Source organism: Micromonospora sp. NPDC049230, from assembly GCF_040647875.1.
Classification (GTDB): Bacteria; Actinomycetota; Actinomycetes; order Mycobacteriales; family Micromonosporaceae; genus Micromonospora.
Map to the genome: position 1 here is coordinate 14,526 of NZ_JBEZCZ010000056.1, position 21,439 is coordinate 35,964.

Sequence of the window (21,439 nt, forward strand, 5' to 3'; positions counted from 1 at the left end):
GGGCGAGCCGCTACGTGGCGATCACGCTACGTATAGAACCGGCTCGGGGCAAGGCTGATGCTGTCCGTTCGGAGTGTCGAAAAGTGGACTTGACCTGCTCTTCGCCGGTCGATAGCTGCCGGCCGTGTCAGTGACGGAGCGTGCGAATCAGGTCCAGCACCTGGCGGGTCACCGGTCGGAGGACCCGGAGACGGGACAGCCCCACGAGCCGGTCGATCAGTGGCACGGCCCCGTCGATCAGCTGACGGGTCTTGGTTTGGCCCGGCGATCGATCGTGCACCCAGTAGAGGATCACGCCCATGTACGCGAGCCAGAGCAACTCGGGCAGCTGCGGGCGAAGCTCGGCGTCGACCTTCGCCGTCGAGCCCGTCAACACCTCGCCGAAGAGCTCGATGGCCGCCTGTCGGGGACCTGAGGACTCCGCGGAGAAGGGGCTCAGCGGGGAGGTGGGCTCGGCCGCCGTCTTGAAGAAGGTCGCCGCGAACGCGTGCGATGGCGTCAGCACGTCGATCCCCGCGTGCAGCACCCCGGCCAGCCGGGCGCCGAAGGCATCCTCCCGCTCCAGCACCGGCTGTGCGGCCGCGCGGTGCGCGACCTGGGACTGGGCGTAGAACTCCTGGATCAGGTGGTCCTTGGAACCGAAGTAGTAGTAGGCGTTGCCGACCGCCACGCCGGCCTCCTGCGCGATCGCCCGCATGGTGGTCTGGGCGTAACCACGCTCGCGGAACAGCCGCATCGCGGTGTCCCGGATCAACTGCCGGGTCTGCTCGCCCCGGGCGGTGGCTGGGTCACCCGCAGTGGTCGTCTGCGCAGGCTGTTCGGTCATCGGGGTCACCGTATCCCGCCAGGTCGTCGGTCGGCTCGGCCCACGGGTCGCGGACCCGCTCCCGGATCGCCGAGGCGGTGGCCACCGCCTGCCGGGCGAGGGGCAGCAGGTGCGGTCGGGCCAGCCGCTCGGCCGTGGACCGATGGTCGGCCAACGCCCACAGGCAGGCGAACCAGGCGCCGTCGCCCGCGTACACCTCGCCGGTGTCGGCGATCACGGTGAGGTCGCGCAGCGTCGCGTCGTGGTCCAGGCCGGGGAAGCGCCGCCGGGCCTCGGCCGACCCGGCCGGCACGAACTCCAGGGGTACGAGCTGGGCGCGGGACGACAACCAGCGGCGGGCGGCGCGGCAGAGCGGGCAGGCCGCGTCGAACAGGACGGTGAACCCCCGGATCCCACCGCCGGAGTGAGCGGTGGGATCCGGGAGCCGGCCGACGCCATCGGCCGGTGGCACGGTCATCGGGTCGGCGGGTTGTTCGCCGGGCCGGCGCCGGGCTGCGGTCCGGCCGACTGCGGACCAGCCTGCTGTGGTCCGGCCTGCTGTGGTCCGGTCGGGTACCCGCTGGTCGGGTGCGGTCCGCCCGGGTACGCGCCGACCAACTGCGGCCCGGCTGGGCTGGGCTGCATGGGGAGTCGGCCGATCGGGGCGATCGGGGGGTGGGTGGCGAGCTGGCGCAGGCGGTTTCGGCGGTAGCGACCCAGTGCGAAGACGTTGAAGAAGTGCAGCGCGCCGAGCACCAGCAGCACCAAGCCGATCTTGAGAGACAGTTCCTCCATGGCCTGGCTTGTCGAGAGCACCGGGTCGGAGTGCCTCATCGCCACCGTGACGTAGCCGAGGTTGAGCAGGTAGAAGCCGACGACCAGGAGGCTGTTGACCGCTCGGGCGAGTCGTTCCTCGGCGAACACCTCCTCCAGGAAGACCAGCCCGTTGCGCGACAGCGCCCGAGCCACCCAGATGGTCAGACCGATGCTGACCGCCAGGTAGATCACGTACATCCAGACCTTGATGTCCACGTGGACGCCCTTCTTGAACGTGTTCAACTGCCGACGTCATCAGCCTAGGGCTGATGTTGAACATGTTCAAGAACGGGCGGCACGTGACTGTGGACACTCCCCGGTGCTGGAGCGCGTCCTCCGGCCGAGCCTCCGGGCCCGGCCGGCGAACGCCGTGGCTCAGCCGCGAAGGCCGTGGCTCAGCCGGCCAGGCCGAGCGCCTCGGCCGCGGCCCGGCCGTTGGCGTGGCTCGCGCCGTACGTGGTGACGAAGGCGCGCACGCCCGCCGGGCGCCACTGCGCCGGCCAGCCCATCTCCACAACCGTCACCGGATGCTGGGCGGCCAGCCCGGTGACCAGCTCCGGGCCGCCGGGCAGCCGGTGCAGGTGCCGCCCCACCAGCACGATGGGTCGGTCACCGGCCAGCACGCGCAGCTCGGTCGGGTCGGTCTCGGTGGCGATCACGCGGATCTCCGGCACGCCGTCCAGGTGCGGGCCGAGGCCCCACGGCACCCGACCCTCGGCGATCGTCGACTCGGTGTGCAACTGCACCACGAGTGGTTGGTCCAGGCCGGTGAGCACGCCGTCCACCCGCAGGGCCCGCCGCGCTGCCGCGTACCCCAGCTCGGTGTCGCCGGTGGCCGGCGACCCGCCTGCGGCCCGGGTCCAGGCGGCGAGCTCGGCGGCGCGGCCGGCCGCCTGCTCGACGCGGGCGGTCGCCAGCCGGCCGTCGGTGAGGGCATCGACGATCTCGGCGGCCACCCGCTCGACGAGCGCGGCGTCGACCCGCGCGCCGACGCAGAGCAGGTCGGCACCGGCCGCCAGGGCGCGGACCGCGGCCGGCCCGACCCCGCCGGCAGCCACCGCCGCGCCCTTCATCTCCAGCGCGTCGGTGATCACCGCGCCGGTGAAGCCGAGGTCGGTGCGGAGCAGGTCGACCAGGACGGCCCGGCTGAAGGTGGCCGGGTCGGCGCCGGTCAGCGACGGCACCCGGATGTGCGCGGTCATCACGGCGCGCGCACCGGCGGCGACGACCGCCGCGAACGGCGGCAGGTCCCGCTGGCGGAGCAGGCTCAGCGAGGCGTCCACGGTGGGCAGCTCGTGGTGCGAGTCGGTGACTGTGGCGCCGTGCCCGGGGAAGTGCTTCGCGCAGGCGGCCACGCCGGCGGCCTGCAACCCGGTCACGGCGGCGGCCGAGTGGGCGGCCACCCGCACCGGATCCGCGCCGAAGGACCGCGTGCCGATCACCGGGTTCTCGTCGGCGGTGTTGACGTCGACGGTCGGGGCGAGGTTGACGGTGATGCCGAGCGCCGCCAGGTCGGCGCCGATCGACCGGTAGACGCGTCGGGTGAGCGCCACGTCGCCGATCGCGCCGAGGGCGGCGTTTCCGGGGTACGGGCTGCCGGTGGCATGCGCCAGTCGGGTCACGTCGCCACCCTCCTCGTCGATGGCGATCAGCACGTCCGGGCGGCCGGCGCGCAGCGCCGCGGTGCTCGCCGCGACCTGGGCGGGATCGTGCACGTTGGTCCCGAACAGGGTGTGCCCGGCCAGCCCGTCGGCGAGCAGGTCGACAGCCCAGTCCGGCGGGACCGGTCCCGGGTACGCGGCGAGCAGCGTGCCCAGCGCCAGCCGGCGCAGTCCTGGATCCAGCCCCACGTGATCTCCCCCTTCGGTGCCCCAGCGGGTACGAAACGTCGTACCGGTGGTGGTGTTCGCCCTGCCGAATCGGCGGAGCGCCCCGCCTCCGGGTGGCCGATACGCTACGGCTACCCGTTCGCAGGTCGGTTTACAGTTAGCAAAGTTTACTAAAACTAGAGGACGTGTCATGAGTGCGACCCGGCTGCCCGGCACCCCCCGCCTGTTGCGGGCGCTCAACGACCGTGCGGCACTGGAACTGCTCCTCGAACGCGGCCCGCTGACCCGGGCCCGGCTCGGCGAGCTGACCGGGCTGTCGAAGGTCACCGCCTCGCAGCTCGTCGAGCGGTTGGAGGAGCGCGGTCTCGTCACGCGGGTCGGCGAGCAGGCCGGCGGGCGGGGGCCGAACGCCCAGCTCTACGCGGTCAGCCCGGGCAGCGCGCACGTGGTCGGCGTGGACGTCGGGCCGGACCGCGTGGTGGCCGCCTGTGCCGACATCACCGGTGCGGTCATCGGCCGGGTGGAGCAGTCGACCCGGGACACCGACGACCCGGTGGGCGTCGTGCACAACGCCGTGGTGCAGGCCGCCAGCAGCGCCCACGCGCAGCTCAGCAGCGTACGGCGGATCGTGCTCGGCACCCCGGGCCTGGTCGACCCCGGCACCGGCGACATCACCTTCGCCTTCAACCTGCCGCGCTGGCACAGCGGCCTGCTCGCCGCCCTGCGGGACGACCTGCACACCCCTGTCGTCTTCGAGAACGACGTCAACCTGGCCGCGGTGGCCGAGGCGCAGTCCGGCGCCGCCCAGGGGTTGGCGGACTTCGTGCTGGTCTGGGTGGGTGCCGGCGTGGGCCTGGCGATCATGCTGGGTGGGCGGTTGCACCACGGCAGCAGTGGCGCGGCCGGTGAGATCGGCTACCTGCCGGTGCCCGGCGCGCCCATCCCGCGCGACGTCTCCCGCCGCGCCAAGCCCGCCTTCCAGCAGCTCGTCGGCGCGGATTCGGTGCGTGCGGTGGCCCGCGAGCACGGCTACCCGGACACCGACGCCGCCGAGGCGGTGCGCGGGGCCGTCGCGGCCGGCACCGACGGTGGCCCGATGCTCGACGAGTTGGCCCGCCGGCTCGCCCTCGGCGTGGCCAGCACCTGCGTGGTCCTCGACCCGCCGCTTGTCGTGCTCGCCGGCGAGGTGGGCCAGGCCGGCGGCGCGGCCCTCGCCGAGCGGGTGCAGCACGAGGTCGCGGCGATCACCCTGGTGCGACCACGGGTGGTGCCGACCGGGCTGACCGAGGAGCCGATCCTGCACGGCGCGCTGCGCACCGCACTGGACGCGGTACGCGACGAGGTGTTCGGCTCCACCGTCGGCTGAGCCCGCTGCGCCGGTCATGTGAAGGAATATTTCACCGCAGCTTGACAGGTTGCAAGCTGTTGTCGCCCAGCCCCGGCTGCCCCCGGCCCGGCTGCTGAGCTGGCCGGGCTATCGGTCGGCGGGCCGCCGGGCCGCGCGCGACGAGGCGGGCGGCCCGGCGGCCCGGGACTCAGAGCAGGTCGCGGCGACGGAACACGGCGAACGCCGCGGCGGTCAGCCCACCGGTCAGCACGAGAAGCACCAGCAGGGACGGACCCCAGGTAAGGGTGTAGTAGCCGTCGCAGTTGCCGGCACCGGAACACTGCCGCGCATCCCAGAACTCCGCCTTTCCGGTCAGCCACGCCCCGATGTGGCTGGACAGCATCAGCTGGTCCGGCCGGCGGGCATCGACGATCTCCAGGACCAACCGGGCCCCCAACTCCCACACCACCGCGTACGCGGCGGCCGCCCCCAGCGCCGCCGACGTGTGCCGACCCAGCGTCGCGAGCGCGAAGCCCAGCGCGGAGGTCAGCAGCACCAGCACCAGGCCACGCCCGTGCACCGCGCCGAGGGAACTCCAGAAGTCCCCGTCCAGCCGGCCCGGCAACCCGGCGGTCTGCCCGATCACCCAGAACGTGGCCAGGTAGGCCACCGACGCCAGCAGTGCCAGGACCAACACCGTGCCGAGCAGGGTGCCCAGCTTGGCCGCGAGCACCGTCAACCGGCGTGGTCGCCAGAGCAGCAGGTTGACCACGCCACCGGAGTTCAGGTCGGCGCCGATGTAGGAGGCTCCGACCAGGAACCCGAACAGCACCAGGAACGCGATGAGGAAGTAGAGCAGTGGTTTCGCCTGCTGGGCGAAGCTGAACACTCCCGGCAGGAAGTCGGCGGCGATCGGCAGCTGATCCCGCAGGACCGGGTCGAGCTCGGAGCAGTCGGCGGGGAGATACCGCCCGCCGTCCTCCGTCGGGCGCGAGCCGCCCTGGCGGGCCAGGCACTCCTGGAACGCGGCCTCCATGCTCTGCCGCGCCTCGGTGGCCTGCTGCCGCGCCGAGTCCATCTCGCTCGCGCTCGGCTTGTGGGAGCCGGCCAGGGTGGTCGCCGCCGTCACGGCGAACGCCAACGCCAACAGGACGACCATGAGCTGCACGAAGCGACGGGCGGACAGCCGCTCCAACTCGGCACGAACCAGGTTCACGCGTCCACTCCCCGATCGAGGTCAATCACCGCATCGTCCTGACCGCCGGCCGGCAGCGCCGAGTCGTCGACCTGCCGGGGCACCGACGGCTGCGCGTACGCGCCGGTCAGCTCCAGGAAGACGCTCTCCAGATCCGGCCGAAGCGGCGTCAACTCGCCCACCCACAACCCCTGCTCGCCGAGCGCCCGACTGACCACCGTCGGGTCACTCACCCCGCTCACCACAAGCGCCTCGCCGTCGACGACCACCGTCAGCCCGGCCGCCCGCAGCAACTCCACGGCACGCTCGGGCTCGGCCACCCGCACCAGGAACTCGTGGCGGTCGTGGCCGGCCAGCACCTCGTCCACCCGGCCGGCCGCCACCCGACGCCCCTGGGAAATGATCGTGACATGGTCGCAGATCAGCTGGATCTCACCCAGGATGTGACTGGACACCAGCACCGTCACCCCGCTGGCCGCCAGCGACCGCATCAGGTCCCGCATCTCGCGGATCCCCGCCGGGTCCAGCCCGTTCGCCGGCTCGTCCAGGATCAGCAACCGCGGGTCCTTCAACAGCGCGGACGCCACCGCGAGGCGCTGCTTCATGCCCAGCGAGTAACCCTTCACCCGCTCGTCGCCCCGGTCGCGCAACCCCACCAGATCCAGTGCCTCGTCCACCCGCGAGACCGGCACCCCGCCGGCACGGGCCAACAACCGCAGCGTGCGGTACCCGGTGAAGTTGCCGAAGAACTGCGGGCTCTCGACGATCGCGCCGACCTGGCCCGCCACCCGGGGCAACAGCTCCGGCGACGGTTGGCCGAGCACTGTCATCCGCCCGCCGTCGGCGCGTACCAGCCCGAGCAGGGCTCGCAGGGTGGTGGTCTTGCCGGAGCCGTTGGGCCCCAGGAAACCGTGGACCTGGCCCGCCTCGACCAGCAGGTCGAACCCGTCCACCGCCACCCGCCGCCCGTTGCGCAGGCTGTGGAAGGTCTTGCGCAGACCCTCGATCTCGATGACCGCGCTCATCCGCGCGGCTCCGTACGTCGACGGGGCATCAGCCGTCCTCCGGGTGTGGTGATCAACGACACGGCGCTTCACCCTATGGCCGAGCCGCCGCCCATGGGGGGCGCCGCGTCGCTGCGTGGTTGGATGGTGCGGTGACTGGTGACCTGATCCCCGACGCCGCGCCTGTGGACCCGGATCTGGTGGTCAGCCTGGCCGGCGTCGGTGTGCGCCGGTCCGGCACCGCCCTCCTACAGGACCTGACCTGGCGGGTCGAGCTGGACGAGCGGTGGGTGGTGCTCGGCTCCAACGGCGCCGGCAAGACCACACTGCTCAACCTCGCCTCGGGCCGGCTGCACCCGACCACGGGTGTCGCGCACGTGCTCGGCGAGCGGATCGGCCGCACCGACGTCAACGAGCTGCGTACCCGGATCGGGCTCACCACCGCCGCGCTCGCCGAGCGGCTGCCCGCCGACGAGCGGGTCAGCGACGTGGTGGTGACCGCCGCCTGGTCGGTGGTCGGCCGGTGGCGGGAGGACTACGACCGTCGCGACGAGACGCGTGCGCTGGCACTGCTGAGCCAACTCGGCGTCGGTGGCCTCGCCGAACGCCGCTACGGCACCCTCTCCGAGGGTGAGCGCAAGCGGGTGCAGATCGCCCGTGCCCTGATGACCGACCCGGAGCTGCTGCTGCTCGACGAGCCCGCCGCCGGGCTCGACCTGGGTGGTCGCGAAGACCTGGTCGCCCGGCTGGCCGAGCTGGCCCACGACCCGGACGCACCGGCGATGGTGCTCGTCACCCACCACGTGGAGGAGATTCCGCCGGGGTTCACCCACGCGCTGCTGCTGCGCGAGGGTGGGGTGGTCGCCCAGGGTCTGCTCGCCGAGACGCTGACCGGCGACAACCTCTCCAAGACCTTCGGCCTGCCGCTGGTTGTCGAACGCTCGGGCGACCGGTACACCGCGCGGGCCGCCTGAGCGTCGGGACAGGGCGGAGACGACAGTGCCGCAGACCCGGGTCGCCGTGGTGGGCAGCGCCAACATGGACCTGGTGGCGATGGCACCCGCGCTGCCCCGGGTGGGTGAGACCACGCTCGGCACCGACTTCGTGATGGTGCCCGGCGGCAAGGGCGCCAACCAGGCCATCGCCGCCGCCCGGGCCGGCGCCTCCTGCGCCTTCCTCGGCGCGATCGGCTCGGACGCCTTCGGCGTCACAGTGAAGGCCCGCATCACCGCCGCCGGGGTGGACACCAGCCAGCTGCGCGTGGTCTACGGCACCTCGGGCGTCGCGCTGGTGATGGTCAACGCCCAGGGTGAGAACGCCATCATGGTGACCCCCGGCGCCAACGACGCCCTTGTCGACCTCAGCGAGGAGGAGCTGGCCACGGTACGCGCGGCCGACGTCCTGGTCGCCCAACTGGAGATCCCGGTGCACACAGTGACGGCCGCCGCGGTGGCCGCCCGCGCCGCCGGCACCCGGGTCATCCTGAACGCCGCCCCGGCCCGGGACCTCCCGCCCGAGCTGCTCGCCGCGGTGGACGTGCTCGTCGTCAACGAGGGCGAGGCACAGGCCCTGGCCGGCCGAGGTCGGGAGGATCCCCGGGCGCTGCTCGACCTGACCCCCCGGGCCGTGCTCACCCTGGGTGGAGAGGGCGCCTGGTACGTCGACCGGGACGGCACCCACGTGCACGTGCCGGCGGTACGGGTCGACGTTGTCGACTCCACCGCCGCCGGCGACGCGTTCACCGCCGCGCTGGCCGTCGGCTGGGGCGAGGGGCGCGACCTGGTCGACGCCGTGCGCTGGGCGTCGGCGGCCGGCGCGGCCTGCGTCCGCAAGCTCGGTGCCTCGGTGGCGCTACCCCGACGCGCCGAGATCGACGAGCTGTACGCGCCGGCCTGAGCGCGCCCCGCGCTACGTCGGTCTGAGCGCGCCCCGCGCTACGTCGGTCTGAGCGCGCCCCGCGCTACGTCGGCTGGTCCATGCCGGTTGCGGAAGGCCCGGCGGTACGCCGACGGCGAGGTCAGCATGACCCGGCCGAAATGGTGGCGGTAGGTGACCGGCGTGTCGAAGCCCACGGCCCGGGCGACCTGTTCGACCGGGGCGTCCGTCTCCTCCAGCAGGGTGAGGCTGGCACGGACCCGCTGGTCGATCAGCCAACGGATCGGGCTGGTCCCGGTGGCCCGCGCGAAGTGCCGCAGGTAGGTGCGGGACGACATGTGCGCCCAACCGGCGAGCTGGGCCACACTCAGCGGCTCGGCGAGCTGGGCGAGGGCCCGGTCGATGCTGCGGGCGATCCGGTCGTCGTCCGGGTCGGCGGGCACCGGTGCCTCGACGAACTGGGCCTGCCCGCCGTCGCGGTGCGGGGGGATCACCAGCCGTCGGGCGACCGCGTTGGCGATCGCCGCGCCATGGTCACGTCGGACCACGTGTACGCAGAGATCCAGCCCGGCGGCGCTCCCGGCGCTGGTGAGCAGGTCACCGTCGTCGAGATAGAGCACGTCCGGGTCCACAGTGACCCGCGGGTAACGCCGCGCCAGCAGCTCCGCGTACCGCCAGTGGGTGGTTGCCCGCCGACCGTCCAGCAGCCCCGCCCCGGCCAGCGCGAACGCGCCCGAGCAGATCGACATGATGCGGGCACCGCCCTGGTGCGCCCGGCGCAGCGCTGTCACCAGCTCGGGCGACGGGTCACCTGTCACGTCCGGCACGCCGGGCACGATCACCGTCCGTGCCTCCGCAAGCTCCGCCAGGCCGTACGGGGTGTGCAGGCTGGCCCCGCCGACCACCGGCACCGGCCCCGGCCGCTCGGCGCAGACCACCAGGTCGTACCAGTCGACGTCGAACTCGGGTCGGGCCAGCCCGAAGACCTCGGTGACGATGCCGGTCTCGAACACGGACATCCCCGGGTACGCGAGAACGGCGACGCGGTGCGCGGCCGCCGGCCGTCGGGGCGTCGGCAGCGGGCGCGAGCCGGTGGTGTCGGCGTGGGTCGGCATGGCGGGATGTTAGCGCGGGACGTCGTTCGCGCCACTCGTCCCGAGGTGGCGTGCCGGCGAGGATCGGTGCATGACCTTCACCTTCGCCGTTCCGCCGGCCGATCCGGCCACCGCCGCCGCCCACTTCCACAACCGGCTCCGCGTCGAGACCGACGTCAGCGATGTGCACGCCGACCTGTCGGCCCGTACCCCGGGCCTGTTTGTCGTCGACTCCCGGGGCGCGGCCGCCTGGGCGCAGGGGCACCTTCCCGGCGCGGTGCACCTGCCCACCGCCGAGATCGCGAGCCGGGCGGCGGACCTGATCCCGCCGGGCTCGGCGGTGGTGACCTATTGCTGGGGTCCGGGCTGCAACGGCGCGACCCGGGCGGCGCTGGAGTTCGCCCGGCTCGGCTACCCGGTGAAGGAGATGCTCGGCGGGTTCGAGTACTGGGTACGGGAGGGGCTGCCGGTGGTGACGGAGACCGGGCTGACCCGGCGCCCGGTCGACGACCTGACCGCGCCAATCGCGACGATCACCTGCGAGTGCTGATCCCCGACGCACGCGGGGGAGGGCTCAGCCGACGGGCTCGTCGGCGAGCTTCTCGCCGCGCCGACGCAGCATGCCCAAGCCGGGGATGCCGGCCACGGCGAGTTTGAGGTCGCGGGTCACGTCGAGCAGGTCGTGCAGGTCCGGCCCGACCCGATCCAGGGTGGCGAGGATCGGCAGGATGTCGGCCGTCAGGTGCTCCCTGAGCTTGGGCAACTCGTCGATCAGGTGGATCGCGGCGCTGATCTCCTCGTGGCTCAGCTCCTCGACGAACTTGCGCGCCATCGGCGCGGCCCGGCGCAACGCCGGCTCGTACGCCGCCAGCAGCTCGGCGGCGGTGGCGGCGGCCTCTGCCGCGGTGCCCACTGTGGCGGCGGCCCGGCGGGCCACCGTGTCGGCCTCGGCGACCACCGAGCCGGCCGACCGGGACACCCGGTCGGCTTCGGCGACCACCACGGCGGCGGCCGTCGCCACCTCGATGGCCGTGTCGATGGCGGTGGTCGCGGCGGCGCTGATGACGGCCACCTCGCGGACCGCCGCCTCGGCATCGGTGAGCACCTGATCGGTCCGGTCCAGGGTCGTCTCGATCCGGTCCACCACGCCGTTGATCCGGGCCAGCAGCGCCTCCACCCCGTCCAGCACCGCGAACGCGCGGGCGGGCACGGCGGCCATCGAGGCGGCCGAACCGAGCGCCTGGTCGAGAGCGAAGCGGGTCAGGCCGACAACGGCGGTCGGTGTGGGGAGGGGAATCGCCATGGGACCAAGTGTGCGTCGTCCGCGCCGCAACCGCTCGACGGCGTCGCCGCGGTCGCTACCGTCAACGGTCCCCCTGTTGCTCGACGGCGCGCTGCACGGCCCGGTAGATCTGCCCGAACCGCAGCGCGTCCGGGGTGCGCACCAGCAGATCTTCCCGGCCGTGGTGCTGCACCCACAACTCGTGCACATGACTGCCACGCTCGTAGGAGCGGTCCAGCCAGCCCAGGGGGATCTCCAGGAACGGCAGCGCCACCAGCGCCCCCACCGCGCAGGCGGCGAGGATGATCAGGGCCAACTGCCAGTTGCCCCGGTCCTGTGCCGACCAGGCCAGCGAGAGGACGCAGACCACAGCGACCAGCGGCGGCAGCGACAGCAGCAGCACCAGGACACCGCGACCCAACACCCGGCCGCGGACGGCGAGGGTCTTCTGCCCCCGCGCGTGCCACACGAACGTCACGTCGGACAGGGCGATCACGTGACCACCGGCCCGGATCGACTCGGAGGTCACCTGCACCGCGTCGTCCCGGTAATAGAGGGTCATCACTAAGCCTAACCACCCGTAGGCAACCCGTCGACAGTCCGTAGGTAACCCGTGCGAGGGTGGCTGGCCGTGCGCCGGACGCGCCCGGGCTCGCCCGGGTGGCTAGCGGCGGGTGCCGGGGCGGGCCGGTTGGCTGTGCTCGACCGCGCGCTGCACCGCCCGGTAGATCTGACCGAAGCGCAACGCGTCGCCGGTGCGCAGCAGCCGCACCGGCTGGCCGCGCCAGCGGGCCCAGATCTCCAGCTGGCGGCTGCCCTGGGTATACGAGCGGTCCAGGTGTTCGAAGAGGAAGTCGGCGACCGGCCCGACAGCCAGCCCGACCAGCACCGACGCGCCGACGATCGCGATGGTCACGGTGGGCGAGCGGTGCAGCCAGACGGCCAGGGCGATGCCGAGCACCGCCGCGACCAGCGGACCGGCCAGTGCGGCGCCGATCGCGCCACGCCCCACCAGGACGCGCCAGGAACGGGTGCCGCGACGGTGCCAGATCATGGTGATGTCGGTCAACGCGTAGCTGCGGCCGTCGACTCGAAGGGTGGTGGAGGTGACCTGCACCGACCTGTCGTCGTAGTACGTGACCATGGCTTCACTCCTGCCCGGAGGCTGACACCACACTACATACCCCAACGAGCGGGGTCGTAAGGTTGGCACGCGACTTCAACGAGGAAGTGAGGCAGCGTGGGCGAGTTCGTTCGGCTGGAGACCACTGACGGCATCGGCACGATCCGGCTGGAACGGCCGCCGATGAACGCGCTCAACACCCAGGTGCAGGAGGAGTTGCGCGCCGCCGCCGCGGCGGCGACCGCCGACCCCGAGGTCCGCGCCGTCATCGTGTACGGCGGGGAGAAGGTCTTCGCCGCCGGCGCCGACATCAAGCAGATGGCCGACATGTCCTACGTGGACATGGCCGAGCGGGCCCCGGAGCTGTCCAGCGCGCTCGGCGCGCTCGCCCGGATCCCCAAGCCGGTGGTCGCCGCGATCACCGGGTACGCCCTCGGTGGCGGCTGCGAGCTGGCGTTGGCCTGCGACTGGCGGGTGGTCGCCGAGGACGCCAAGCTCGGCCAACCGGAGATCAAGCTGGGCATCATCCCCGGCGCGGGGGGCACCCAGCGGCTGGCCCGCCTGGTCGGCCCGGCCCGAGCCAAGGATCTGATCATGTCCGGGCGGATGGTGGACGCGCAGGAGGCGCTGCGCATCGGCCTGGTCGACCGGGTCGTCCCGGCCGCCGAGGTGTACGACGCGGCCGTCGCGCTCGTCACTCCGTACCTGACCGGGCCTGCGCAGGCCCTGCGCGCGGCGAAGCTGGCGGTCGACGGCGGCCTGGACATGGACCTGACCTCGGGCCTGGCCTGGGAGACGCAGCTCTTCGCGGCGCTGTTCGCCACCGACGACCGGCGCGAGGGCATGACGGCCTTCGTCGAGAAGCGCAAGCCGGACTTCACCGGCCGCTGACCGGGCGGGGCCGGCGGTTCGGACCGCCGGTCCCGACGGCGAGCCGAGAATTGTTCACATTGTGCCTACCGGCCAGTAGCGTGTGGCTTCGGTCATGAGCGACGAGTAAGGAGCGGCGATGACGGAGCGGATCGAGGGTCACGGCGGCGAGTTGGCGCTCGCGGCACTACGCGCGCACGGCGTACGGGAGATGTTCACACTCTCCGGCGGGCACGTCTTCCCGCTGTACGACGCCGCGTACAAGACCGACTTCCCGATCTACGACGTCCGCCACGAGCAGTCCGCCGTCTTCGCCGCGGAGGCGGTGGCCAAGCTGCAACGCCGCCCCGGTCTCGCCGTGCTCACCGCCGGTCCCGGTGTCACCAACGGCATCTCCGGCATGACCAGCGCCTTCTTCAACGCCTCCCCGGTGTTGGTGCTCGGCGGGCGGGCGCCCGCCTTCCGCTGGGGCTCGGGCAGCCTCCAGGAGATGGACCACCTGCCGCTCGTCAGCCCGGTCACCAAGCACGCCGAGACCGTGTTCAGCACCGACGACATCCCGCGCGCCGTGGGTTCCGCGCTCACCGCCGCCCTCACCCCACACCGTGGCCCGGCCTTCCTCGACTTCCCGTTGGAGACGGTCTTCTCGGTCGCCGAGGTCGACCTGCCCGCGGTGGCGGGCGTCCACCCGGTCGTCCCGGACCCGGAGGAGGTCGGCCACGCCGCGATGCTCATCGCCGGGGCACAGCGACCGGTCATCATCGCCGGCTCCGACGTGTACGCGGGCGACGCGGTCGCCGCCCTGCGCGAGGCGGCCGAGGCGTTGCAGGTGCCGGTCTTCACCAACGGCATGGGCCGCGGCTCGCTCCCGCCGACGCACCCGCTCGCGTTCGCCAAGGCCCGCCGGGCCGCCCTCTCCGGCGCCGACGTGGTCGTGGTGGTCGGCACCCCACTGGACTTCCGGCTCAGCTTCGGCGACTTCGGCGACGCCAAGGTGGTGCACATCGTCGACGCGCCCAGCCAGCGGGCGACACACGTGCAGCCGGCCGCCGCCCCCGCCGGCGACCTGCGCCTGATCCTCTCCGCGCTTGCCGATCACTCCGGTGACCGGGCCGACCACACCGACTGGATCGCCGACCTGCGCGTGGCCGAGGACGCGGCGAAGGCCCGCGACGCCGCCGAGATGGCCGCCGAGACCGACCCGATCCGCCCCGCCCGGATCTACGGCGAGCTGCGTCGGGTGCTGGCCTCGGACGCGATCACCATCGGCGACGGCGGCGACTTCGTGTCGTACGCCGGGCGCTACCTGGAGCCGGCCCAGCCCGGCACCTGGCTGGACCCGGGCCCGTACGGCTGCCTCGGCACCGGCATGGGCTACGCGATGGGTGCCCGGGTCAGCCACCCGGATCGGCAGATCTGCGTGCTGATGGGCGACGGGGCCGCTGGCTTCTCGCTGATGGACGTCGAGTCGCTGGTCCGCCAGAAGCTGCCGGTGGTGATCGTCGTCGGTAACAACGGCATCTGGGGGCTGGAGAAGCACCCGATGCGGGCCATGTACGGCTACGACGTGGCCGCCGACCTCCAGCCCGAGCTGCGCTACGACACTGTGGTCAGCGCGCTCGGCGGGGCGGGGGAGACTGTCGCGAAGGCCGCCGACCTGGGTCCGGCCCTGCAACGGGCGTTCGACGCCGGAGTGCCGTACCTGGTCAACGTGCTCACCGACCCGACCGACGCGTACCCCCGGTCGTCGAACCTGGCCTGAGCCGCACCAACCGCCGCCGTCGCCCCCCGCGGGCGACGGCGGTCGCGTCTGTCCGCAGCTAAATCAGCGGAATCTCAGCTCGTGTCGTCGTAACGTCAGCGCGGGAACGGCGGGATGTCAGACCTGTCGCCCACAGTGGCGTCACCACTGACGACGACAGGAGTTGGGATGGACTACGCGATCCGGGCCGAGGGCCTGGTGCGGCGCTTCGGCGCCACCACCGCCCTCGCCGGAGTTGATCTGGAGGTGCCCACCGGCACCGTCTTCGGCCTGCTCGGGCCCAACGGGGCCGGCAAGACCACAGCCGTGCGGGTGCTCGCCACCCTGCTGGCCGCCGACGAGGGGCACGCCACGGTGGGCGGTTTCGACGTCGTGCGCGACGCACACCAGGTGCGACAGCTGATCGGCCTCACCGGCCAGTACGCCTCGGTCGACGAAACGCTGACCGGTGCGGAGAATCTGCTGCTGATCGGTCGGCTGCTCGGGCTGAGCCGGGCCGACGCCCGGCAGCGCGCCCGCCAGCTCCTCGCCGACTTCGCGCTCAGCGACGCCGCCGACCGGGCCGCCAAGACCTTCTCCGGAGGCATGCGTCGCCGGTTGGACCTCGCCGCCAGCCTCGTCGGCCGGCCGCAGGTGCTCTTCCTCGACGAGCCGACCACCGGGCTCGACCCGCGCAGCCGCAACGACCTGTGGGACATCGTCCGCACCCTGGTCTCCGACGGCGTGACGGTGCTGCTCACCACCCAGTATCTGGAGGAGGCCGACCAGCTCGCCGGTGAGATCGCCGTGGTCGACCACGGCCGGGTGATCGCCCAGGGCACGCCGGAGGAGCTGAAGGCCAAGACCGGGGGTCAGACCCTCACCGTGCGGCCGGCCGACAACACCGACCTGGACACCGTGACCGCCATCGTCGGCGAGGTGTCCGGTGTGACCCCCGAGGTGGCCCAGAACGCCGTCACCGTCGCCGTGAACGACCCGGGCGTCCTGCCCGCTGTGGTCGGCCGCCTCGACGCCGCCGAGATCGCTGTCGCCGAGCTGGCACTGCGTGGCGCCAGCCTGGACGAGGTCTTCCTCTCCCTCACCGGCCACCGGGCCGAGGACGCCCCGGCCGACACCGACCTGGAAAGGACTCCGGCATGACCGCCGTCACCCTCCCCGCTCCGCTGGCGCCGGCCCGCCGGCTCAGCCCGGCCGCGGGGTTACGCCACACCCTCACGCTGGCGTGGCGCAGCCTGGTGCAGATCAAGCACAACCCGATGGAGCTGCTCGACCTCAGCATCCAGCCGGTGATGTTCGTGCTGCTGTTCACCTACGTCTTCGGCACCGCCATCGCCGGGTCGTCCGGCGAGTACCTCACCTTCATGCTGCCCGGCATCATGGTGCAGAACGCGCTGTTCGCCACGATGACCACCGGGTTCGGGCTGAACAACGACCTCACCAAGGGCGTGTTCGACCGGCTCCGGGCGCTGCCCATCGCCCGGTGGGCGCCGTTGGCCGGCCGCATCCTCGCCGACACCGTCAAGCAGGCCTGGTCGATCGCGCTGCTGCTGGGCGTCGGGTCGATCCTGGGTTTCCGGGTCGGCAACGGGCTGCTCGGGGTGGTCGGGGCGTTCGCGCTGCTGCTGGCGTTCACGTTGGCCGCGTCGTGGATCTCGGTGTTGGTCGGCGTGTTGGTGAGCGAACCGGACAAGGTGCAGATCTTCGGGTTCATGGTGATCTTCCCGCTGACGTTCACCAGCAACATCTTCGTACCCACCGACCGGATGCCGGGCTGGTTGCAGAGCTGGGTGGAGGTGAACCCGGTGACAGTGGTGGCCGACGCGCTGCGCGGGCTCCTGGTCAGCGGGCCGGTGGCCGCGCCGGTGCTCCAGACGCTGCTCTGGGGCGCCGGCATCGCGGTGGTCTTCGCGCCGTGGGCGGTGCGCGCGCTCAAGCGTCGGGTCTGAGTCGCCGCTCGGGCGTCGCCGTCGCCGTCGCCGTCGGCGCGACCGCGTCGACGCTCACACCTCCGGCCGGTCACCCTCGCGGGGCGGCTCACCGTCGCGCCGGCGCAGGTCGTCCTCGCGCCGGCGCAGGTCCTCCTCCCAGCGACGGAAGAGTTCTTCGTCCTGCTGCTTGGCGCGGTCCTGCACGGACCGGAGAAACTCCGGGTCGTCGTCGGGGGCGACCGGCCGGGGGCGCCTGCGCTCGGCGGAGCCGGTGCCACCCGACCACCCCTTGCGCGCGCCGGCGCTGGGCTCCCGGCCGGCGACGAACCAGGCGATCGAGCCGACCAACGGGAAGAACAGGATGATCAGCACCCAGGCGATCCGGGGCAGGGCGCGAATCTGACCCTCCTCGGCGGAGAGGCAACTGATCAGCGCGCAGACGGCGAGGACAATCTGCACCAGGAAGAGGAGAACGTACAGCCGGGCCATCCACCCATCATGGCGCACCGAGTCCCGTCACCACAGTCCGCGGAGCACCAGCAGCACTCCCAGTAGCGCGATCCCCACGGTGCCCACCGCGACCAGGGGCAGTGTCCGGCCACCGGTGCGGGCCGGGCCGGTGCCGATGCCGCGGGGCCAGCAGAGCACCAGCAGGGCGCCCCACAGCAGCACGACGACGCCGGCGAGCACCGCCCCGGTCGGGCCGTCCGCCGACGCCAACCGGACGGCGAGCGCCGTCACCACAGTCACCGTGAGCAGGGTGCGTCGCCAGGCCAGGCGGGTGCGCTCCGGTTGCAGCCCGGAGTCGTGTCCGATGCTCATCTGCCGCCGACCCCCCGGAGCAGGACGGCGACCACCAGCAGCACCGCGCCGGCACCCACGGCCAGGGCCAAAATGGCGGGAAACCGGGACGCGGGCAGCTCCTGACCGAGTCGGATGGCCCGCTCGGTACGCGCCCAGTGGTCCACCGCGCGGACCGCGACGGCACCGCCGAGCAGGAGCAGCGCGACGGCGATCGCCTCCCGCAGGTGGCTCATCGGCAGGGGCGGCAGGAACTGCGCGGCGGCCAACCCGCCGCCGACCAGCGCCAACCCGGTGCGCAGCCAGGCGAGGAAGGTCCGCTCGTTGGCCAGCGAGAACCGGTAGTCCGGCTGCTCACCGACCGTGCCCAGCTCCGCCGGGTCGAACCATCGTCTGATCGCCGCCCACACGGTGGGAGATTATCCGCTTCCCATCTCGCTTAGCCTGACTCGGTGACTGATCTCGACGTAATGACGCTGCGTGCCGCCTACGACAACCAACTCCGCCCGGAGATCCCCGACCCGGTCCCGGCCGGGGTGACTGTGGAGCGGGACGGGCCGTTGGTCCGCATCATCGGGCTCGACGCCGGCGGGTTCCTCACCTACCGCGACCTCGGCGGACTCACCGGGGACGCGCTGGACGAGCTGATCACCCGGCAGGTGCGGCTGTTCCGTGAGCGTGGCCAGTCGGTCGAGTGGAAGCTCAACGAGCACGACGAGCCGGCGGACCTGGCGGACCACCTGCGCGCGGCCGGCTTCGTGCCGGAGGACCGGGAGACCGTCGTGGTCGGCCCGGTCGCGCCGCTGGCCGCCGCGCTGCCGGTCACCCCCGAGGGGGTACGCCTGCGTGAGGTGACCTCGGTCGCCGACCTGGAGCGGATCGCCGCCATGGAGGAGGAGGTCTGGCAGGAGGACCGTTCGCACCTCGTCACGGGTCTGGCCAAGGAGATCGACGCCGACCCGAACTCGATCACCGTCGTGGTGGCCGAGGCGGACGACACGGTGGTGAGCGCCGGCTGGGTGCGCTTCCCCGCGAACACCGGCTTCGCCACCCTGTGGGGCGGCTCGACCCTGCCGCAGTGGCGGCGCAAGGGCATCTACCGGGCGCTCGTCAACTACCGGGCGCGGCTGGCCGACCAGCGGGGCCGCACGCTCATGCAGGTCGACTGTTCCGAGGACAGCCGGCCGATCCTCCAGCGGCTCGGCCTCGTCGCGGTGACCACCACCACCCCGTACGTCTACACTCCGTGATCATGGAGCAGCGGTTGACGGACGAGGAACGGTCGATCCTCAAGACCGGCGCCTTCGGTGCCGTCTTCCTGGTGTCCAACGCCGACCCGGGGGTGCTGGGGGTGATCCGGGAGAGCGTCGCCGCGTCCAGCGCACTCGCCAACGCCAGCGGGACGGTCAAGGAGGCGCTCACCACCGGTCCGCTGCCGCGGATTCCCCGGGACTCGCAGTTGGAGATCGAGTCGGTGGTGCTGCCGGCGCTGCGGCACGCGGTGCGGATCCTGCGGGAGAAGTCCCCGCAGGACGTGGACGCGTACCGCTCGGTGGTGTTGGGGGCGGCGGACCGGGTGGCCCGGGCGCACGCCGGGGTGGCGCCCGCCGAGGCGGCGGCCATCGACCAGATCCGGGTTGCGTTGGCCGACCCGGCCTGACCGGCCGCCCCTCGGTGAGCTGTGTCACTCTGAGTGCCCCGGGGAGCGCAAGCTACCGACAGGTAACATTGCGCCGTGGGCAACTGCACAGCAGCCCGCGGTTGACCTGGCGTCGACCGACGCGCGACGCTGCGCCCCAGACCGGGCGAGCGAATCGCATCACCACACAGGAGGGTCGTCGAAGCGCGATGAATATCGTCGTACTCGTCAAGCAGGTGCCTGATTCGGGCGCGGACCGCAACCTGCGCAATGACGACAACACCGTCGACCGCGGTTCGGCGAACAACGTGATCAACGAGATGGACGAGTACGCCATCGAGGAGGCGCTGAAGATCAAGGAGGCGCACGGGGGTGAGGTCACCATCCTGACCATGGGTCCGGACCGGGCGACCGAGTCGATCCGCAAGGCGCTCTCCATGGGTCCGGACAAGGCCGTGCACGTGCTGGACGACGCCCTGCACGGGTCCTGCGCCGTCGCCACCTCGAAGGTGCTCGCCGCCGCGCTGGGTCAGCTGAACGCCGACCTGGTGATCTGCGGCGCCGAGTCCACCGACGGGCGGGTCCAGGTCATGCCGCACATGATCGCCGAGCGGCTCGGCGTCGCCGCGCTCACCGGTGCCCGCAAGCTCACCGTCGACGGCAGCACGCTGACCGTGGAGCGGCAGACCGAGGAGGGCTACGAGGTGGTCACCGCCGCCACCCCCGCCGTGGTCTCCGTCTGGGACACGATCAACGAGCCGCGCTACCCCTCCTTCAAGGGCATCATGGCCGCCAAGAAGAAGCCGGTGCAGACGTTCTCCCTGGCCGACCTGGGTGTCGCGCCCGGCGAGGTGGGCTTCGACGGGGCCACCAGCGCCGTCGTCGAGCACACCAAGCGCCCGCCACGCTCCGGCGGCGCCAAGATCACCGATGAGGGCGAGGGCGGCGTCAAGCTGGTCGAGTTCCTCGCCACCGAAAAGTTCGTGTGAGAGCGGGTCTGGACATGTCTGAGGTTCTCGTCGTCGTCGAAGCCACCAAGGAATTCGGCGTCAAGAAGGTCACCCTGGAGATGCTCACCCTCGCCCGCGAGCTGGGCACCCCGAGCGCGGTGGTGCTCGGCGGCGCCGGTGCCGCCGAGGCGCTGAGCGGCAAGCTGGGCGAGTACGGCGCGGAGAAGATCTACGCCGCCGAGGGTGACGAGATCGACGGCTACCTGGTGGCCCCCAAGGCCACCGTGCTGGCCGAGCTGGTCACGCGGGTGCAGCCGGGCGCCGTGCTGCTGGCCTCGGCCCAGGAGGGCAAGGAGATCGCCGCCCGCCTCGCCGTCAAGCTGGACAACGGCATCCTGACCGACGTGGTCGGCCTGGACGCCGACGGCACCGCGACCCAGATCGCCTTCGCCGGCTCCACCATCGTCAAGTCCAAGGTCACCAAGGGCCTGCCGCTGGTCACCGTCCGGCCCAACTCGGTCACCCCGACCCCGGCGGCGGCCACCCCGGCGATCGAGCAGCTCACCGTGTCGGTCACCGACACCGACAAGCTGGCCACTGTCGTCGAACGGGTCGCCGAGCAGAAGGGCTCCCGCCCCGAGCTGACCGAGGCCGGCGTTGTCGTCTCCGGCGGTCGCGGTGTCGGCAACGCCGACAACTTCAAGCTTGTCGAGGAGCTTGCCGACCTGCTCGGCGGCGCCGTCGGCGCGTCCCGCGCGGCCGTCGACTCCGGCTTCTACCCGCACCAGTTCCAGGTGGGGCAGACCGGCAAGACGGTCTCCCCGCAGCTCTACGTCGCGCTCGGCATCTCCGGTGCCATCCAGCACCGGGCCGGCATGCAGACCTCGAAGACCATCGTCGCGGTCAACAAGGACGGCGAGGCGCCGATCTTCGAGCTGGCCGACTTCGGCGTGGTGGGCGACCTGTTCAAGATCGTCCCGCAGGCCGCCGAGGAGATCCGCAAGCGCAAGTGACAGCGTGACAGCGAAAGTGGCCGCCCGTGCGCGCGGTCACGGCGTCCAGGGCGACCAGGTGGCCGCCGCTGCGCCGGCACCCGTCCCGGCGCCGGCGCGGGTTGGTCGGCGGTCCAGGGCACGTAC

Annotated in this window: 25 protein-coding genes; 12 read left to right on the forward strand and 13 right to left on the reverse strand. The window is 72.4% G+C overall.

Features of this window, described 5'->3' with window-relative positions; translation table 11 throughout:
* Positions 1–127 precede the first annotated feature (127 nt).
* From AB0A95_RS31445 to AB0A95_RS31460, 4 genes are all read right to left on the reverse strand, one after another.
* A complete protein-coding gene (locus tag AB0A95_RS31445) occupies positions 128–826 on the reverse strand; it encodes a TetR family transcriptional regulator (protein ID WP_357559359.1) in 699 nt (232 codons plus the stop codon).
* Complete coding sequence (locus AB0A95_RS31450; protein ID WP_357559360.1) at positions 789–1,283, reverse strand: DCC1-like thiol-disulfide oxidoreductase family protein; 495 nt, start codon at positions 1,281–1,283, stop codon at positions 789–791. Before AB0A95_RS31450 ends, AB0A95_RS31445 begins: the two co-directional genes overlap by 38 nt.
* Entirely contained in the window at positions 1,280–1,864 is a 585-nt protein-coding gene (locus tag AB0A95_RS31455; protein WP_357559361.1) for a hypothetical protein, read from the reverse strand. Before AB0A95_RS31455 ends, AB0A95_RS31450 begins: the two co-directional genes overlap by 4 nt.
* Positions 1,865–2,016: 152 nt before the next feature.
* The gene (locus tag AB0A95_RS31460; protein WP_357559362.1) at positions 2,017–3,471 is read right to left on the reverse strand and encodes a glycoside hydrolase family 3 N-terminal domain-containing protein; all 1,455 of its coding nucleotides are present in this window, start codon (positions 3,469–3,471) and stop codon (positions 2,017–2,019) included.
* A 169-nt stretch (positions 3,472–3,640) separates the two neighbouring features.
* Between AB0A95_RS31460 and AB0A95_RS31465 the strand changes: the two genes are divergently transcribed.
* Entirely contained in the window at positions 3,641–4,816 is a 1,176-nt protein-coding gene (locus AB0A95_RS31465) for an ROK family transcriptional regulator (RefSeq protein ID WP_357559363.1), read from the forward strand.
* Between the two features lie 169 nt (positions 4,817–4,985).
* On the opposite strand, the gene AB0A95_RS31470 is transcribed toward AB0A95_RS31465, so the two are convergent.
* Both AB0A95_RS31470 and AB0A95_RS31475 read right to left on the reverse strand, forming a co-directional pair.
* A complete protein-coding gene (locus AB0A95_RS31470) occupies positions 4,986–5,993 on the reverse strand; it encodes an ABC transporter permease subunit (protein ID WP_357559364.1) in 1,008 nt (335 codons plus the stop codon).
* Positions 5,990–6,997 (reverse strand): ATP-binding cassette domain-containing protein, encoded by a 1,008-nt coding sequence (locus AB0A95_RS31475; protein WP_357559365.1) that lies wholly within the window; start codon positions 6,995–6,997, stop codon positions 5,990–5,992. The genes AB0A95_RS31470 and AB0A95_RS31475 overlap by 4 nt, the downstream gene beginning before the upstream one ends.
* Positions 6,998–7,128: 131 nt before the next feature.
* Between AB0A95_RS31475 and AB0A95_RS31480 the strand changes: the two genes are divergently transcribed.
* Together AB0A95_RS31480 and AB0A95_RS31485 are read left to right on the forward strand one after the other, a co-directional pair.
* Entirely contained in the window at positions 7,129–7,950 is an 822-nt protein-coding gene (locus AB0A95_RS31480) for an ABC transporter ATP-binding protein (protein WP_357559366.1), read from the forward strand.
* A 25-nt stretch (positions 7,951–7,975) separates the two neighbouring features.
* Positions 7,976–8,872, forward strand: coding sequence for a ribokinase (locus AB0A95_RS31485; RefSeq protein WP_357559367.1), 897 nt, complete (start codon positions 7,976–7,978; stop codon positions 8,870–8,872).
* Positions 8,873–8,910: 38 nt separating this feature from the next.
* Here the strand turns inward: AB0A95_RS31485 and ftrA are convergent, their stop codons facing one another.
* Complete coding sequence (gene ftrA, locus AB0A95_RS31490) at positions 8,911–9,966, reverse strand: transcriptional regulator FtrA (RefSeq protein WP_357559368.1); 1,056 nt, start codon at positions 9,964–9,966, stop codon at positions 8,911–8,913.
* A 70-nt stretch (positions 9,967–10,036) separates the two neighbouring features.
* On the opposite strand from ftrA, the gene AB0A95_RS31495 reads away from it, so the two are divergent.
* Positions 10,037–10,495, forward strand: a complete 459-nt coding sequence (locus AB0A95_RS31495; protein ID WP_357559369.1) for a rhodanese-like domain-containing protein — start codon at positions 10,037–10,039, stop codon at positions 10,493–10,495.
* A gap of 24 nt (positions 10,496–10,519) precedes the next feature.
* Here AB0A95_RS31495 and AB0A95_RS31500 read toward each other — a convergent pair whose 3' ends face one another.
* From AB0A95_RS31500 to AB0A95_RS31510, 3 genes are all read right to left on the reverse strand, one after another.
* A complete protein-coding gene (locus AB0A95_RS31500) occupies positions 10,520–11,248 on the reverse strand; it encodes a hypothetical protein (RefSeq protein WP_357559370.1) in 729 nt (242 codons plus the stop codon).
* Positions 11,249–11,309: 61 nt separating this feature from the next.
* Positions 11,310–11,789, reverse strand: coding sequence for a DUF6232 family protein (locus AB0A95_RS31505; protein ID WP_357559371.1), 480 nt, complete (start codon positions 11,787–11,789; stop codon positions 11,310–11,312).
* 102 nt (positions 11,790–11,891) lie between these two features.
* Complete coding sequence (locus AB0A95_RS31510) at positions 11,892–12,371, reverse strand: DUF6232 family protein (RefSeq protein WP_357559372.1); 480 nt, start codon at positions 12,369–12,371, stop codon at positions 11,892–11,894.
* Positions 12,372–12,467: 96 nt separating this feature from the next.
* Between AB0A95_RS31510 and AB0A95_RS31515 the strand changes: the two genes are divergently transcribed.
* The 4 genes from AB0A95_RS31515 (at position 12,468) to AB0A95_RS31530 (ending at position 16,928) form a co-directional block, all read left to right on the forward strand.
* A complete protein-coding gene (locus tag AB0A95_RS31515; RefSeq protein WP_357559373.1) occupies positions 12,468–13,241 on the forward strand; it encodes an enoyl-CoA hydratase-related protein in 774 nt (257 codons plus the stop codon).
* A gap of 118 nt (positions 13,242–13,359) precedes the next feature.
* The gene (locus tag AB0A95_RS31520; RefSeq protein ID WP_357559374.1) at positions 13,360–14,982 is read left to right on the forward strand and encodes an acetolactate synthase; all 1,623 of its coding nucleotides are present in this window, start codon (positions 13,360–13,362) and stop codon (positions 14,980–14,982) included.
* 168 nt (positions 14,983–15,150) lie between these two features.
* Positions 15,151–16,122: an ATP-binding cassette domain-containing protein gene (locus tag AB0A95_RS31525; RefSeq protein WP_357559375.1), complete on the forward strand. Its 972-nt coding sequence runs from the start codon at positions 15,151–15,153 to the stop codon at positions 16,120–16,122.
* Positions 16,119–16,928 carry an ABC transporter permease gene (locus tag AB0A95_RS31530; RefSeq protein WP_357559376.1) on the forward strand — a complete coding sequence of 270 codons (810 nt, stop codon included), beginning with the start codon at positions 16,119–16,121 and terminating at the stop codon, positions 16,926–16,928. Before AB0A95_RS31525 ends, AB0A95_RS31530 begins: the two co-directional genes overlap by 4 nt.
* A 54-nt stretch (positions 16,929–16,982) precedes the next feature.
* On the opposite strand, the gene AB0A95_RS31535 is transcribed toward AB0A95_RS31530, so the two are convergent.
* Genes AB0A95_RS31535 through AB0A95_RS31545 form a run of 3 tightly spaced genes read right to left on the reverse strand, consistent with a single transcriptional unit; the run spans position 16,983 to position 18,121 of the window.
* Entirely contained in the window at positions 16,983–17,399 is a 417-nt protein-coding gene (locus AB0A95_RS31535; RefSeq protein WP_357559377.1) for a PLD nuclease N-terminal domain-containing protein, read from the reverse strand.
* A gap of 27 nt (positions 17,400–17,426) precedes the next feature.
* Positions 17,427–17,732 (reverse strand): DUF202 domain-containing protein, encoded by a 306-nt coding sequence (locus AB0A95_RS31540; RefSeq protein ID WP_357559378.1) that lies wholly within the window; start codon positions 17,730–17,732, stop codon positions 17,427–17,429.
* The gene (locus AB0A95_RS31545; protein WP_357559379.1) at positions 17,729–18,121 is read right to left on the reverse strand and encodes a DUF202 domain-containing protein; all 393 of its coding nucleotides are present in this window, start codon (positions 18,119–18,121) and stop codon (positions 17,729–17,731) included. Before AB0A95_RS31545 ends, AB0A95_RS31540 begins: the two co-directional genes overlap by 4 nt.
* Positions 18,122–18,163: 42 nt before the next feature.
* Between AB0A95_RS31545 and AB0A95_RS31550 the strand changes: the two genes are divergently transcribed.
* The 4 genes from AB0A95_RS31550 (at position 18,164) to AB0A95_RS31565 (ending at position 21,313) form a co-directional block, all read left to right on the forward strand.
* Complete coding sequence (locus AB0A95_RS31550) at positions 18,164–18,961, forward strand: GNAT family N-acetyltransferase (RefSeq protein WP_357559380.1); 798 nt, start codon at positions 18,164–18,166, stop codon at positions 18,959–18,961.
* Positions 18,958–19,371, forward strand: a complete 414-nt coding sequence (locus AB0A95_RS31555) for a hypothetical protein (protein ID WP_357559381.1) — start codon at positions 18,958–18,960, stop codon at positions 19,369–19,371. Before AB0A95_RS31550 ends, AB0A95_RS31555 begins: the two co-directional genes overlap by 4 nt.
* Positions 19,372–19,559: 188 nt before the next feature.
* On the forward strand, positions 19,560–20,339 hold the full coding sequence (locus tag AB0A95_RS31560; RefSeq protein WP_357559382.1) for an electron transfer flavoprotein subunit beta/FixA family protein: 780 nt from the start codon (positions 19,560–19,562) through the stop codon (positions 20,337–20,339).
* A gap of 14 nt (positions 20,340–20,353) precedes the next feature.
* On the forward strand, positions 20,354–21,313 hold the full coding sequence (locus AB0A95_RS31565; RefSeq protein WP_357559383.1) for an electron transfer flavoprotein subunit alpha/FixB family protein: 960 nt from the start codon (positions 20,354–20,356) through the stop codon (positions 21,311–21,313).
* Positions 21,314–21,439 lie beyond the last annotated feature (126 nt).